Annotated in this window: 18 protein-coding genes; 17 read left to right on the top strand and 1 reads right to left on the bottom strand. The window is 52.3% G+C overall.

The window, feature by feature from the left end:
• Window positions 1-85: 85 nt before the first annotated feature.
• The 14 genes from hisC (at window position 86) to RB620_RS02030 (ending at window position 11,343) form a co-directional block, all read left to right on the top strand.
• Window positions 86-1,177 (top strand): histidinol-phosphate transaminase, encoded by a 1,092-nt coding sequence (gene hisC, locus RB620_RS02095; RefSeq protein WP_308091849.1) that lies wholly within the window; start codon window positions 86-88, stop codon window positions 1,175-1,177.
• Window positions 1,178-1,187: 10 nt separating this feature from the next.
• Entirely contained in the window at window positions 1,188-2,279 is a 1,092-nt protein-coding gene (locus tag RB620_RS02090; RefSeq protein ID WP_308091848.1) for a prephenate dehydrogenase, read from the top strand.
• A gap of 529 nt (window positions 2,280-2,808) precedes the next feature.
• On the top strand, window positions 2,809-3,405 hold the full coding sequence (locus tag RB620_RS02085; RefSeq protein WP_308091847.1) for an RNA polymerase sigma factor: 597 nt from the start codon (window positions 2,809-2,811) through the stop codon (window positions 3,403-3,405).
• Complete coding sequence (locus tag RB620_RS02080) at window positions 3,402-4,007, top strand: anti-sigma factor family protein (RefSeq protein ID WP_308091846.1); 606 nt, start codon at window positions 3,402-3,404, stop codon at window positions 4,005-4,007. The genes RB620_RS02085 and RB620_RS02080 overlap by 4 nt, the downstream gene beginning before the upstream one ends.
• A 91-nt stretch (window positions 4,008-4,098) precedes the next feature.
• Window positions 4,099-4,686, top strand: coding sequence for a histidine phosphatase family protein (locus RB620_RS02075; protein ID WP_308091845.1), 588 nt, complete (start codon window positions 4,099-4,101; stop codon window positions 4,684-4,686).
• Window positions 4,687-4,879: 193 nt separating this feature from the next.
• Window positions 4,880-6,040 carry a hypothetical protein gene (locus tag RB620_RS02070; protein ID WP_308091844.1) on the top strand — a complete coding sequence of 387 codons (1,161 nt, stop codon included), beginning with the start codon at window positions 4,880-4,882 and terminating at the stop codon, window positions 6,038-6,040.
• Between the two features lie 58 nt (window positions 6,041-6,098).
• Window positions 6,099-6,605 carry a gamma carbonic anhydrase family protein gene (locus RB620_RS02065; protein WP_308091843.1) on the top strand — a complete coding sequence of 169 codons (507 nt, stop codon included), beginning with the start codon at window positions 6,099-6,101 and terminating at the stop codon, window positions 6,603-6,605.
• Window positions 6,606-6,627: 22 nt separating this feature from the next.
• Window positions 6,628-6,810 (top strand): IDEAL domain-containing protein, encoded by a 183-nt coding sequence (locus RB620_RS02060; protein ID WP_308091842.1) that lies wholly within the window; start codon window positions 6,628-6,630, stop codon window positions 6,808-6,810.
• Between the two features lie 146 nt (window positions 6,811-6,956).
• Window positions 6,957-7,382 (top strand): DUF2487 family protein, encoded by a 426-nt coding sequence (locus RB620_RS02055; RefSeq protein ID WP_308091841.1) that lies wholly within the window; start codon window positions 6,957-6,959, stop codon window positions 7,380-7,382.
• A 240-nt stretch (window positions 7,383-7,622) separates the two neighbouring features.
• On the top strand, window positions 7,623-8,153 hold the full coding sequence (locus tag RB620_RS02050; protein WP_308091840.1) for a QcrA and Rieske domain-containing protein: 531 nt from the start codon (window positions 7,623-7,625) through the stop codon (window positions 8,151-8,153).
• Window positions 8,154-8,169: 16 nt separating this feature from the next.
• Window positions 8,170-8,841 (top strand): menaquinol-cytochrome c reductase cytochrome b subunit, encoded by a 672-nt coding sequence (gene qcrB / locus RB620_RS02045; RefSeq protein WP_087566978.1) that lies wholly within the window; start codon window positions 8,170-8,172, stop codon window positions 8,839-8,841.
• Between the two features lie 18 nt (window positions 8,842-8,859).
• Entirely contained in the window at window positions 8,860-9,711 is an 852-nt protein-coding gene (locus RB620_RS02040) for a menaquinol-cytochrome c reductase cytochrome b/c subunit (RefSeq protein WP_308091839.1), read from the top strand.
• Window positions 9,712-9,774: 63 nt separating this feature from the next.
• Complete coding sequence (locus RB620_RS02035; RefSeq protein WP_308091838.1) at window positions 9,775-10,407, top strand: DUF1405 domain-containing protein; 633 nt, start codon at window positions 9,775-9,777, stop codon at window positions 10,405-10,407.
• A 42-nt stretch (window positions 10,408-10,449) separates the two neighbouring features.
• A complete protein-coding gene (locus tag RB620_RS02030) occupies window positions 10,450-11,343 on the top strand; it encodes a sporulation protein YpjB (RefSeq protein WP_308091837.1) in 894 nt (297 codons plus the stop codon).
• Between the two features lie 26 nt (window positions 11,344-11,369).
• Here RB620_RS02030 and RB620_RS02025 read toward each other — a convergent pair whose 3' ends face one another.
• The gene (locus tag RB620_RS02025) at window positions 11,370-12,230 is read right to left on the bottom strand and encodes a YitT family protein (RefSeq protein WP_308091836.1); all 861 of its coding nucleotides are present in this window, start codon (window positions 12,228-12,230) and stop codon (window positions 11,370-11,372) included.
• Between the two features lie 139 nt (window positions 12,231-12,369).
• On the opposite strand from RB620_RS02025, the gene RB620_RS02020 reads away from it, so the two are divergent.
• The 3 genes from RB620_RS02020 to dapB are packed head-to-tail and all read left to right on the top strand — an operon-like array spanning window position 12,370 to window position 14,116.
• Complete coding sequence (locus RB620_RS02020) at window positions 12,370-12,705, top strand: nucleotide pyrophosphohydrolase (protein WP_308091835.1); 336 nt, start codon at window positions 12,370-12,372, stop codon at window positions 12,703-12,705.
• Between the two features lie 54 nt (window positions 12,706-12,759).
• Entirely contained in the window at window positions 12,760-13,299 is a 540-nt protein-coding gene (locus RB620_RS02015; RefSeq protein WP_308091834.1) for a tetratricopeptide repeat protein, read from the top strand.
• A gap of 10 nt (window positions 13,300-13,309) precedes the next feature.
• Window positions 13,310-14,116, top strand: coding sequence for a 4-hydroxy-tetrahydrodipicolinate reductase (gene dapB / locus RB620_RS02010; protein ID WP_308091833.1), 807 nt, complete (start codon window positions 13,310-13,312; stop codon window positions 14,114-14,116).
• Window positions 14,117-14,136: the final 20 nt, after the last annotated feature.

Raw genomic sequence — 14,136 nt, 5'->3', positions numbered from 1 at the left:
AAACTACTTTAAATCGGTAAAGAGATATGAGACAATACAGATTAGTTATTGTTTACATGACCAAATAGAAGGGGTGAATGGCGCAATGCAGCCCAAAAGCAATATCGTCCATCTTCCCGTTTATCAACCGGGCAAACCGATTGAAGACGTGAAGAGAGAATTAGGCCTGACAGAGGTCATCAAGCTTGCTTCGAACGAAAATCCGAACGGCTGCTCCGAGAAAGCCAAGGCGGCTGTCATCGAGAGCTTGTCGAATACTCACATATACCCAGACGGAGCGAGCGTTGAATTGACGGCTGATCTGGCCGTCAAATTAGGCGTACAGCCGAATCAAATCATCTTCGGCGCGGGGTCGAGCGAAGTGATCCTCATGATCGCACGAGCCTTCCTCGCCCCCGGCGACGAAACGATCATGGCCGACGAGACGTTCTCCCAGTACAAACATAATGCCGAGGTCGAAAACGCGAGAATCATCGAAGTGCCGCTTAAGGACGGACGTCACGACTTGCCTGCGATGCTGGCCAAAGTGACGAGCCGAACCAAAGTGTTATGGATCTGCAATCCGAATAATCCGACGGGAACGATCGTTTCCCATGACGAGCTAACGGCGTTCATGAAGTCGGTGCCGACGGACGTGCTTGTCGTGCTCGACGAAGCGTACGGCGAGTTCGTCTACGACGGGACGTACAGCAACGGCGTCGACATGCTGAAGGAATATCGTAATTTAGTCGTACTGCGAACCTTCTCCAAAATATACGGGTTAGCATCCTTCCGAATTGGCTACGGAGTCGGCCATCCGGATGTGATCCGGTTCGTCAATCAAGTCCGCGAGCCGTTTAATACGAGCCGCGCCGCGCAGGCAGCCGCAAAGGCGTCTCTGGCTGACGATGCATTCCTGGAAGCGTGCCGGGAATCCAATGCGGCGGGGGTTCGTTACTTGTACGAGCAGTTCGACCGTCTGGGGTTGACGTATTTCCCGGCGTTCGGCAATTTCGTCATGGTCGACGCGAAGCGCCCGTCGCCCGAGATGTTCGATGCTTTGCTCCGCCGAGGAATCATCGTCAGAGCCCGCTGGACTTATTATCCGAACCATATTCGGGTCAGCGTCGGCACGCCTGAGGAGAACAAGAAGTTTATCGCGGCGCTCGAACAAGTATTGCAGGAAGTGACGGTGTAGACAAAAGAGGATGATAACAGTTTCCATATTCGGTGTCGGACTGATCGGAGGATCGATCGCCTTATGCCTAAAGGGCAAACCGGGCATTAAAGTGATCGGATACTCCAACCGTCCGGCTTCCGTCCAGAAATATATTCAGCGAGGCGTTGTCGACGAAGGCACAACCTCCGTGCAAGAAGCCGCGGAAGCGGCGGATTTTATTTTCCTGTGCGTGCCGGTCGGCAATTTGCAGGAGTACTTGGATCAAATCAGCACTTTTAACTTGAAGCCCGGCTGCATTGTAACGGATGTAGGCAGCACGAAATCGTCCGTCACTTCGTTCGCCGAATCGCTGAAGCTGACGAACGCCGTTTTTGTCGGCGGACATCCGATGGCGGGTTCGGAGCGTTCGGGCGTAGAAGCGGCTTCGTACCATTTGCTCGAGAACGCGTTCTACGTGCTGACGCCGGGCGAGTCGACTCCGCCGGAAGCGGTAGAACGGCTGACGGAGCTCTTGTCGCATACGAGAGCGAACATCGTGAAGGTGGATGCCGATTCCCATGATGACATCGTCGGCGCGATCAGCCATCTTCCGCATATGATCGCGGTTGCCCTCGTCAATCAGGTTCGGGGGTACAACGAGCGCAACGGCTTATACGAATCGCTTGCAGCCGGCGGTTTTAGAGATATTACGCGCATCGCTTCCGGAGATCCTGCATTATGGCGCGACATTTTATTGGACAACCGTCATGTGCTGCTCAGACTGCTTCGCGATTGGAACGCCGGCATGGAAGGGTTTGCCCGGATGCTGGAGGAGAGGAATGGCGAAGCGATCGAGCAGTCGTTCCGCGATGCCGGCGAATTCCGCAGCAGGATGCCCGAGAGGCGCAAAGGCATGATACATTCCGTATACGATTGTTACGTAGATGTCCCCGATCATCCCGGCATCATCGGCAAAATCGCAAGCGAGCTTGGCAACAACCGGATCAACTTAAGCAATCTCCAAATCATAGAAAGCAGGGAAGACGTACCGGGCATTCTTCGGTTATCGTTCCGTACGCAGGAGTATTTGGACCAAGCGATCGCGCTGCTGGACAGCAGCGGTTATGCCGTCCATCAATAACATGTCAAAAGCAATGCTCTCCATCGTCGATGCCGATTCGCGGTTCGTCGGTGGTGAGCATTTTTTGTCCGGAGATGGTCGTACAGTGCTTACAAATAACCTCGAAGAAAAATGAAAACGCTTATTGACAATTTGGAAGCGTATACATATAATAAAAGTACAGTATGGTTTCTCTCCACTCCTATCCAATAACTCGGGCGCTCGGCATGAGCGCTGACCACTCTTCGGAGTGGTTTTTTTTTGCCGATTTTCAGTAACGTTTTTTTGCGTTCAAATTTTTGGGTAATTAGGGTAATGGAGGTTTAATATCCTTTTTGTCGAAACAAGCAGGAATTTGCTTGCGGAACTCGAATAGTTTACTACCTGATTATTTTCGGTTTTTAAGATAACGACCGCAACTTTTTGTTCCCGGGCAGGTACAATGTATAATATCGTGTTCAAAAATCCAGTTGATCAAAATTGGAATTTTGAACTACCATTATACGAGATGGTCCGGGGATAACTTGCAGGTGGAGGAGGTTCGCCTGTCATGACTGATTCCCAGCTCATACGCGAGATAAAGGATGGCAATGTCGAGCTATACTCCGAGCTTATGCGGCGGTATCAGCGCAAGATCATGGCCTTTATCTTTCATATGCTGAAGAGCTCGAAGCTTGAATTGCTCGCCGAAGACTTATGTTCGGAGACGTTTTACAAAGCCTATCGGAGCTTGCATTCTTTCAGGGAGATGGACGCTTCCTTCTCGACATGGCTATATACGATTGCCCGCAATACGGTCCTAAGCGAACTTCGCAAAGGAAAAACGGCAAACGTGTCGTTGGACGATGCGGGGTTCGAGCCGCTCGCTTCGCCGGAATCGGCGCCGGAGCAGCAGCTTCTTCGCAACGAGCGGATGGCCATGGTGAGGGACGCAATCAACAACTTGCCGGAGAAACAACGCTCTGCGCTCATTCTGCGAGAATATGACCAACTCGATTACCAAGAGATCGCCAACATTTTGGGACAATCGGTCAGTTCCGTCAAGTCGTTGCTGTTCCGGGCCAGAGCAAGCGTAAAATCGCAGCTCGAGCCGTATTTCGGAGGCATGTCGGCGATGGAACCATTCGAGGGGATGAATATAAGATGAGATGTGCGGAAGTTCAGGATAAATTCGCGATCTATTGGGACTTGTCCGAGAACGATCAGGATCGAATAGAGATGGAAGCACATTTGCTGGATTGCGCGGAATGCTCCGCACAGTTCGGCATATGGGAGGAGAGCGAGAATCTCATCCGGGAATACTCGGAGGAGCCTATGCTGATTGGCCCGTCCGAACACATAACCCGGAACGTGATGGAACGGATTTATGCCGAACAATCCTGGTTCATGCCGGTGCCGAGCAAAAGCTATCAATTCTCGAAGTCGTTCCGTCGCAACATCGCGATATTGATCGCCGGTTGTATGGCGATGTTCGCTTGCGCGTTTTTCGTGTTCGTATTCGATTATCGGGATGCGCCGACCAAAGCCGAGATGGAAGCGATGACGGGATTAATCGATACGGTGAACGTATCGGGGGACAATGTATTCAGCGACGCCGGCTATTACGCGGAAGTGCCCGTAGCCAGCATTAGCGATCCGTTCGTGCTCAAGGTCGTTCCGACATTTCCGCAATATTACGTAGCTTTGTCGCTGCTCGGGCTCGTCATGGCGTTGCTCATCTTGAATTGGTTGTCTCGAACGCGTCATTGAACTCGTTCCCGTTACAACGTCATATACATATTGGGCCGTGACTGTCGAAGCAGGGCATGCGCGGTGACAGCGGATCGAGGGAGTGAACGTTTTGTTCATCGGATTGGTTAGACACGGAGAAACAAATTGGAACGCAGGCGGGATCCTGCAAGGCCAAACGGATATTCCGCTTAACGAAACAGGCATGAGGCAAGCGGAGGCGCTTGCAGGGCGATTAAGCTCGGAAGAGAACCTATGGGATGCAGTCATGTCCAGCGATCTATTACGTGCCAGAGTTACAGCCGAGGTCATTGCGAAAAAACTCGATTTGCCGCTGCTCGATCCCGATATTAGGTTAAGGGAACGTTCGTTCGGAAAGCTGGAAGGCACTACTGAAGCGCAGCGTGTGGCCAAGTGGGGCGCCGATTGGCGTACGTTGCAGCTGGGAGCCGAATCGGACGACGATATGCGCGCGAGGGGCATGAGTGTCATATCGGAGCTGGCGGAGCGGGATGCAGACCGTAACATCCTGATCGTCTCGCACGGAAGTTTCATCGCTCAGCTGCTTCAAGCGATGTGTTCGGTTATTCCCGACCAGCGGCTTGGCAATTTATCCTATTCGATCCTGTCGTTAAACGATGGTCAATGGGTGCCCGTGCTTCACAATTGCACCAAACATCTGGATACCGTCCAACGTTGAACCATCTCGCATGCACGTCAGCCACAGGCTCGGAAAGCCGTCCCGTTCGTCAGTTCGACGAATTGGACGGCTTTTTTCATTTTTGCCTCGATTTTCGGTTAGGTATTAAATTTCGGAATTGTCCAATAATGGTAATAAAACCTTTGAGCTGTCGCCTGGTTTGCAAACAGGGCTGCGAAGAAAGGGGTGAGCCATGAATTTATCGGATATGCTCGGTTACGCGGATATCGGCCAGCTTAGCCGAATCGCGAATGTCTATCGTTGCGAGTGCAACGGCAATTCGAAAAACGAATTGATTCAGTCGATTCTTGCCAGGGTCAGCCGCCACGATGTATTCGAAGAACAGATCAGCGTTATGAAGCTGGAAGAGATTCGGTTCTTGAATTCGTTGCTGTTCGAGTCCCGGGAGTCGTACAGCTTGGAAGACTTGATCGCGCGCGTGCAACAGTCGCGATTCGGTATCGAACAAATAGCCGCGGAGGAGCCCGATCCGAAAAAGCCGAAGCGGGGAAAGAAGAAGCCTGCCGCCGTAGCGCCGCCGCCAAGCCCGAGAGATGTTATCGCGAGATTCAAGCATCAAGGCTGGTTATTCAACGGCTTTAGCGGTCCTAACCGCTATCTGTTTCAAGTCCCGCGCGATTTGAAGACGCGATTCCGGGATACGCTCAAGAGACGATTCTCGGAAGAGCTCACGCAATCGGAAGACCCGCCGCTTTATAGGGACGAGCAAGAGCTCATGAAGGATGATGTCAAGCAACTGCTTCATTACGTCTACCACAATGAAATCCAGTTGACGGCGGACGGCTCCATGTACAAGCGATTCCTGCTTCAGTTGCTCGACCGGATGAGCGTTCAGGAAGAACCTCCGGCGAAGGGCGGCTGGCGTTTCGGATACGGCCGTCATTTCAACGTGTATCCCGATCGTTTCTCATTTCTTTACGACTTCTGCTGCAGCGCAGGGTACATCAGCGAGAAAGATGAGTTTTTGACCGTGACCGACAAAGGGTTGGAGCGTCTGAAGCAAGCGCCGCCTCAAGAGACGGAAGCTATGTTCGCTTATTGGCTTAAGCTTTACAAGGGACCCGTCGCCAATCTGCTGTCGCTTGTGCACTGGATTCAAGCACTCGCAGGCGAGTGGGTGACGGTCGATTCGCTCAAGCAAGTACTTAATCCTTTCGTCAAACCTTATTATTACGACGACGCTACCGCGATTATGGAAGTCAGGATCATGACGATGATGATGCATCTCGGGCTGCTGCGAATCGGGGAACATCCCGATCATGGCACGGTCGTCCGTATGACCAAGGCCGGAAGCGCGGTCGTGACGGGATTAGGCCTGAAGCTTGCTCATTGACTTTGGCCACGTCGATTGGTAGAATCTCTCCTACCATGGAAAAGGGAGAGGATCAAACATGTTATTGCCTTACAAAGGAATCATGCCTGCCCTCGGCAAAGATTGTTACGTAGCGGAGGGGGCGAAGCTCGTCGGCGACGTCACGCTCGGCGATGCGAGCACGATATGGTTTAACGCGGTGCTGCGGGGCGACTTGGCGCCAATCCGCATCGGGCACAGCTGCAATATCCAGGACAATGTGGTAGGACACGTGAATACGGATCAGCCGCTTATCATTGAGGATGAAGTTTCTGTCGGGCACAGCGCGATCGTACATGGATGCAAGCTGGGCAGAGGCACATTAATCGGAATGGGGGCAATCGTACTTAACGGCGCCGACATCGGTGAATATGCTTTAATAGGAGCCGGTTCGATTGTTACGGAGAATAAGAAAATACCTTCCTATACGCTTTCTCTCGGAACACCCGCCAAAGTCGTTAGAGAATTGACAGAGGACGATTTGCAGCGCATGAGAAGGACGATGGAGAGCTACGTGACGAAAGGAATCGAATATAGGATCCATTAACGCCGGTGTGGAGGTGTATCCTATGGACAAAATGAAAGTAACGTATGAAGCGATGCTTGGCTTGGTCGCGGAGCTGGTGCTTGATGAAGCAGTGCTCAAATTTCAGACCCACCAATTGAACGACGCCATCGACAAGGCGCTTGCCGAAGGCGACGAGGATACGTTCTACCGTCTTGTCAAGCAGCTGAATGGGCTTAAACAATGAGTTACCTTTATCGCCAATAAAAATCGACAGGAGCTTCCTTGCTAAGCCGACGGCACATCGGCACTAGCATATGGAGGCTTTCTTTTGTAGAATGGTAAAGTTGGAGATTCGGATGAAGGAAACTAGCGGGAAACGGGGAGAAGCGGATGAAATTTAGCGAAATCGAGAAGGAACGATGGGACGAGCTGGCGCCATACTTGGACACCTGTCTGCTGCCCGTAACGGGTTTGACGGGGAAGGAATCCCCGTATGAAGCGACCGAACAGCTGGAGCGGCTAAGGGATATGCTGGATCTGGTCGAAATTCCGTTCAAAGGCAGGGTCGTGACATACCCCGCATGCCATTATGTCGCGGACGGGCCAGAGAAGGATGATTCGATCGCGCGACTGGTCGAAGGGCTAAGGCAATCGGGCTTTACCTACATTATAGTAGCAACCGCGAAGCAGGAACTGGATTTTTCTCGCGCGGGCGCGGATATCGTGCTTCGTCCCGGCGACAACGGCGTGCTTCCGGGCCAGGAGTTTGTCGGCACGTTGGTGAGAAATACATGGAGCGGCAATTCTGCTTCATAATGGGTAGCGTTTTCGTATAAGATGACCGAAAAATGGGGAAAACAAATGCCATAGCAGGTCAAATGTGACAAATTGACAACAAATTATTGAACGCCATTTCCAGATTGACGCAAATATCGGGCCATATTCTTGACGCTCCCAAGTACCTAGGCTATTATAAGTAATGTCCTAGTTCGTCATGTGTTTTTGCCGTGCGGCAAGACGCGAGATATGGTTGGCAAAGGGGGGTTAGAACAGAAGATGAGTAATCATGAACAACACGAGACGGCGCATCGTCCGGTTCAGCGCAAAGAAATGTCCCGGCGTCAATTTTTGTCATATACGCTTGGCGGCACGACGGCCTTCATGATGGGTGGCGCGGTACTGCCGATGGTTCGGTTTGCGGTTGACCCTCTTCTTAAGAAGAAGGGCGAGGGCACATTCGTAAAGGTTGTCGAAGAGAGCAAAATTACGAACGAACCGCAAGAATTCAAATTCAAAATTCATCAGGTCGATGGATGGTACGAAAGCGAGCCGGAGCTGGTTGCCTGGATCTCCAAGAATGACAAAGGAGAGGTCTTCGCGCTGTCGCCGGTCTGTAAGCATCTTGGCTGTACGATCGCTTGGAACGCGAAGGGCCAGAACGAGTACGATTGCCCGTGTCACGACGCGCGCTACACGAAAGATGGCAAGAACCTGGCTGTCGCCAATACGCCGCTCGACGAGTACGAAGTCAATATCGATCAAGGATTCATTTACCTTGGAGCCATTAAACCGAACAGCAGATTCTAAGGAGGGCGGATGACAGATGTTTAAGAATGTATACAACTGGATAGACGAACGTCTTGACATTACGCCGCTTTGGAGAGACGTGGCAGACCATGAGGTGCCGGAGCACGTTAACCCCGCGCATCACTTCTCCGCGTTCGTGTATTGTTTCGGCGGCTTGACGTTTTTCATCACGGTTATTCAAATCCTGTCGGGCATGTTCCTGACGATGTATTACGTGCCGGATATCATCAACGCATATGCAAGCGTTGACTTCCTGCAGCATCAGGTCGCTTTCGGACAAATCGTCCGCGGCATGCACCACTTCGGCGCAAGCTTGGTTATCGTAATGATGTTCCTACATACGCTCCGCGTGTTCTTCACCGGCTCCTACAAGGCGCCGCGCGAGATGAACTGGGTTGTCGGAATGTTGATATTCTTCATCATGCTGGGCCTGGGTTTCACGGGCTACCTGCTTCCATGGGACAACAAGGCTTACTACGCAACTAAAGTAGGGGTTGAAATCGCGGCATCCGTACCGTACATCGGATCGTATATTGCTGACTTCCTGTATGGCGGCGACATCGTAGGCGCGCAGACGCTGACTCGCTTCTTCGCGATTCACGTATTCTTCCTGCCTGGCGCATTGATCGCCATGCTGGCGGCGCATTTCCTGATGATCCGGAAGCAAGGCATTTCAGGACCACTTTAAGCGAAGGAGGGCTTACTTATGGCGCATGGTCATAAATCGAACGAGAAGGTCGTTTATGTCGGCGACTCCCGTGTCAAGAAAGGCGCAGGCATCCAAACGCCGCCCGACTACACCTCGTTCCCGGGCAAGTCGGAAGCCTTCATCCCGAACTTCCTGCTTAAGGAATGGATGGTTGGCTGCGTCGTGCTTGTCGGGTTCCTGGCATGGACGATCGCAGAGCCTGCTCCGCTCGGTTATCCCGCGGATCCAACGAATACCGCGTTTATTCCGATGCCGGACTGGTACTTCTTGTTCCTGTATCAATTTTTGAAATATCCATACGTTTCGCAAGAATATGTCTTGCTTGGCACAATGGGCATACCTGCCATCATGTTCGGAGCTTTGCTGCTTGCGCCGTTCCTGGATACGGGCAAAGAACGCCGTTTCTACCGTCGTCCGATCGCATCCTCGCTTATGCTACTTACGCTGGCGGCATGCGTCTATCTGACGGTCGTATCATGGGATCACTACCAGCACATGCTGGAGCAGAACGGTCAGACTCCTGAACATCACGTTCGCGAAGAGAAGGCCCGCGAAGCGATCGAACGCGGCGAACCTAGACCGAATCCGCTTAAGAAAGCAGCGGCGATCATCGAGCCTGATGATCCTGCTATGGAGATTATCCAAGCGCAATGTATCGGCTGCCACGCAACCGATCTGAACGGCTCGGTCGGTCCAGCGCTTCTGGGCATCGGCAACCGTCTGAGCAAGGAAGAGATCGCGGAGACCATCACGAAGGGTCGAAACGCGATGCCTGCTTACGAAGGCAACCTGACTGCTGAAGAGATCGATTCTCTAGCGGTTTGGCTGTCCAAGCAAACCCAAGAATAAAACCAAGAACGAAAAACCTGATCGTATTCTACGGTCAGGTTTTTTTTGAAAGGAAGGCCTGTTATGCAAGTCTCTTTCTTCTGGAGCAAAAGCTTCTTATTGAATCGCCCGTTCCTGTGGCTGCTGTTCATCGTGAATTTGGCGGGGACCGTGTACGGGTACATTTGGTACGACAGTCAGCTGGAATGGACGGCCGTCCATAAGCCGGTTTGGATGATTCCTTTTGTTCCAGATTCGCCGACATCCAGCTTATTTTTTACGATGGCATTACTCTATCTCATGTTCCCGCTCGGCAATCCGTCCGGTTTCGCGAAGGCGGGGAGAGTACTGATCGAAGCTTTGGCCGTCGTATGTTCGGTGAAGTATGGCATTTGGGCAGTTGCCATGATCATCGCAGGCGCTTCGCAAGGCGACGTGCTTAATTGGACTCATTACATGCTGATGGCATCGCATCTCGCGATGGCCGTGGAGGCGCTGCTTTATTACCGTTTTATGAAAGCAGGGCCCATCGCGCTGGTTATCGCGTTAGGATGGCTGCTGCTTAACGATACGATCGACTATACATATGGCGTGAATCCATGGCTTCCCGATGAATTGGAGGATGATCGCTCGGCTGTAGAGCTGTTCACCTACATCTTGTCGCTATTCAGCTTTGCCGCGGCATGGCTGGTCTACCGGTACAGAAATCAGGTATAAGCTTGGACAATTCCTCATAAAGTGGTCTATGGGGTGATGTTCGTGAAAACGCGGTTTGTAGTTCCGTTTATCCTATGTGTCTTCATGACGATCGGATCGGCCGGCGCCGTATGGGGCGGCACGGGACCCGAATCGAAAGTGATGTTTTTGTTCACCGATAGTCCGTACGAATCGCTGTACCGAATGGATGAAATGGCTACGGCGCTGTACGGCGCCGCGAATGATAATAATCGGCAATATGCCTATGTACAGATTCAGAAGCTTCAGAAGGGCATTGCAAGCGAGATGCTGCGCTATTACGGTCATGAAGAAGGTTGGGACGCGATCGCAGCCGACCTTAAGGCGATCGAATTAGTGCTTGCTAGGGGCTCTTCCAATACGGAATGGCGAGAATATGCCGCCCGGGTCAGATTGGCTTTCGATGCCGTGATCGGCGGCAGCGGATCTTTATGGTACCAGTACGAGCGGTTGCTGAGGGAAGATGTCCGGTTGGTCGGACAAGCGCTCAAACGAAGCACGGACGATCGTTTGGCAGCAGCCGATGCGGCCGACGCGCTGCTTACCACGATGCAAGCGCATGTCAATCGCATGGAAACTGCCGCTATCATGACCGGCCACTCGCTCCGCGTGGAAGAGCTAAGACAACGAATGGCTTATTCGGTGAAGATGATCGACTCGCTGAAGAAGGAGGAAGGAAACGCCTCCAAAAAAGGCATTCGATTGGTTGAAGAGTCGCTGGACGGTACGGCGCTGGCGCTGGACCATATTTTCCGATCGGAAGAAAACGCCGACCCTGTTCCAGTGCTTGCTCCTCCTTCGGCATCGCATCCGCTGCAATGGACCTTCTTCCTCGGTACGATGATCTCCGCCGTATTGACTTATGTAGGATGGCGAAAGTACAAGCAAACGCCTTACGGAATCAAATCCATCAAATAACTTTTTTAGCAGGTCCGCGGAGGCCGTTATTCCTCCTTGAAGCCTTCTCCGAGAACGTCATGGACGTCGGCGATCACGATGAACGCCCTAGGGTCGATATTGCGTATGATGCTTTTGAGGCGTCTGGTTTCGTACCGGCCCACTACGCAATAAACGACCTCTTTGTCATGCCCGGAGAACGCGCCCTTGGCCGGCATTAAGGTTACCCCTCGCTCTAGCTCTATCGTGATTCTCTGCGCGATGGCGGCGCTATGATCCGAGATGATGGAGAAGGCTTTGGCGGAATAGGCGCCGTCTTGGATGAAGTCGATGATTTTTGTAGCAATGAAGACAACGACCAGGGTATAGAGAACCTTCTCCAGCGATATGTAGATTAACGAAACTCCGATAATGAGCGCGTCAAACAACAAGATGATCTGGCCCATGCTGAAGCCTCGTCTCGACAGTATTCTGGCTACGATGTCGATACCACCGGTCGTGCCCCCGAACCGGAAGACGATGCCAAGACCCGCGCCAAGAGTAGCGCCGGCGTAAAGCGCCACAAGCATATTATCGTTGGTGCTATGGAAGGGGACAATCCAATCGTTGCGTATCATTTCTTCGATGAGCGCAAGGAATATCGATAACGATACCGTCCCGATGATCGTATAAAGCATTTGCCATTTGCCAAGCGCTTTCCAGCCTAAGAGAAACAACGGAATATTGAGCAGCAGAGTCGTGACGGACAAGGGCCATCCCGCCGCGTAATTAAGCAAGACCCCGATCCCCGTCACGCCGCCTTCCATCAATTGGTTAGGAAGCAGGAAATATTGCAGGCCGAATGCATAAATGGCGGCGCCGACGAGGATTGGCACGATGATGCGAACTTGGCTAATAATGCGATTCATAAAACTAAAAAACTCCCTTCGGAATATGGGCTGCTGCCCTTAGTATGTCTAAGTTGCGTACTTCAAAAAACATTGATTTTCGGCAGAGCAATACGGTAACATAGAAAAGAATAGCGATTGTTGGAAAGGAAGCGCGGTTATGCCCGAAAAATCATTGTCAGAAATCCAGCGAGAAGTAGACGCTTATATCTCGCAATTCAAAGAAGGATACTTCAGCCCGCTAGCGCTCATGGCTCGTATGTCGGAAGAAGTCGGCGAATTGGCCAGGGAAATTAACCATAAGTACGGCGAGAAACCGAAAAAAGCGGACGAGGCGGAAAATAGCATCGAGATGGAGCTTGGCGACATCTTGTTTATCTTATCTTGCTTCGCGAATTCGCTCGACATCGATTTAACAGAAGCCCACAACAAAGTGATGCACAAGTTTAATACACGCGACGCGAACCGCTGGACGAAGAAAATGAACGAACTGTAAGCAAGCTCCCGACATATGCTGTACCATCAATCCTGTACAAGGAGGATGGCACGGATGGATGGGGAAAGCTGCATCAGGAAGGCGTACGACTATATATTCCGCGGCGATTTCGAAGGCGCGATCCACTGGTTCGAGCTTGCGATCGAGGCCGATCCTGGCAATGCGGGATATTATCATAAATGCGCGGTATCCTGCGCCAGAAGCAACAAATGGGCCAAGGCCAAGGAATACGCGGGCGCAGCCGAAAAGTTGGAGCCGGATAACGACGAATACCGCTATCATTCGCAGTTCATTCAAGCCAAGCTGCTGCTGGCGGAAGCGAACGGCTTGCTTGCGGAATCGCCGCCCAGGCTGCTGGAGGCGGGCGATCGGCTCGGCGCAGCGATCGCGCTGGATCCGCTCAGCTTCGACGGTTATTATACGCTCGCGATGGTCCGGTTTACCGAAGGTGAGCTTATGCAAGCCCATGATCTTGCGCGGGAAGCGCTCCGCCTGGATCCGCAGCATTCCGTCGCGAAGCGGCTGTTCGCGGATATTAACCGCAAGCTTCGCATGAAGCGCATTCGCTCCACATTGAATAGAGACAAAGGATAAGGTGATCGCAATGTCAACTAAACCGATTAGAGTAGCCGTAACCGGCGCGGGCGGCAGAATGGGCCGCGAGGTCGTGAAGATGGTTCTGGAGGACGAAGCGCTCCAGCTCGTCGCGGCGGTCAATCCGTCTTCCGGGCCGATCGACGCAGGCATGCTGGCGGGCAAGCCGGCCTGCGGCGTTACGGTAAGCAAGACGTTAGACGAGGCATTAAGTTCGGCCAAGGCCGACGTTCTTGTCGATTTCACGGTACCTCATGCGGTTTACGGCCATACGAAAACCGCAATTGAGTACGGGGTTCGTCCCGTTATCGGGACTACCGGTTTTACCCCGGAACAGATTGAAGAGCTGGACGAGCTGTGCAAAGAGAAAGGTATCGGCGGTTTGATTGCTCCGAACTTTTCGATCGGCGCGATTTTGATGATGAAGTTCGCCGCGCAAGCTTCCAAATATATGCCCCATGTCGAAATTATCGAATATCACGGCGACCAGAAGCTGGACGCGCCGTCGGGCACTTCGATCAAGACGGCCGAGCTGATCTCGCAAGTTCGCGAAGAGCTTCGCCAAGGCAATCCGAAGGAAGAAGAAACGATCGAAGGGGCTCGCGGCGGTTACTACAACGGCTTCCGTATACATAGCGTCAGGCTGCCAGGCGTATTTGCGCAGCAAGAAGTTATATTCGGCGGTTATGGGCAAACGCTCAAAATCCGCCATGACTCGTACGAGCGTGCCGGTTATATGCCGGGCGTCAACGTCGCCGTCAAGAAAGTGATGGGTTACACCGGACTTATTTACGGCTTCGAACATTTGATGGACTAATTTCGATCCAAACACATCCT

Origin of the sequence: Paenibacillus sp. LHD-117, from assembly GCF_030929555.1 — a bacterium.
Lineage (GTDB): Bacteria > Bacillota > Bacilli > Paenibacillales > Paenibacillaceae > Pristimantibacillus.
This window is presented reverse-complemented; position numbering and strand designations above follow the sequence as displayed.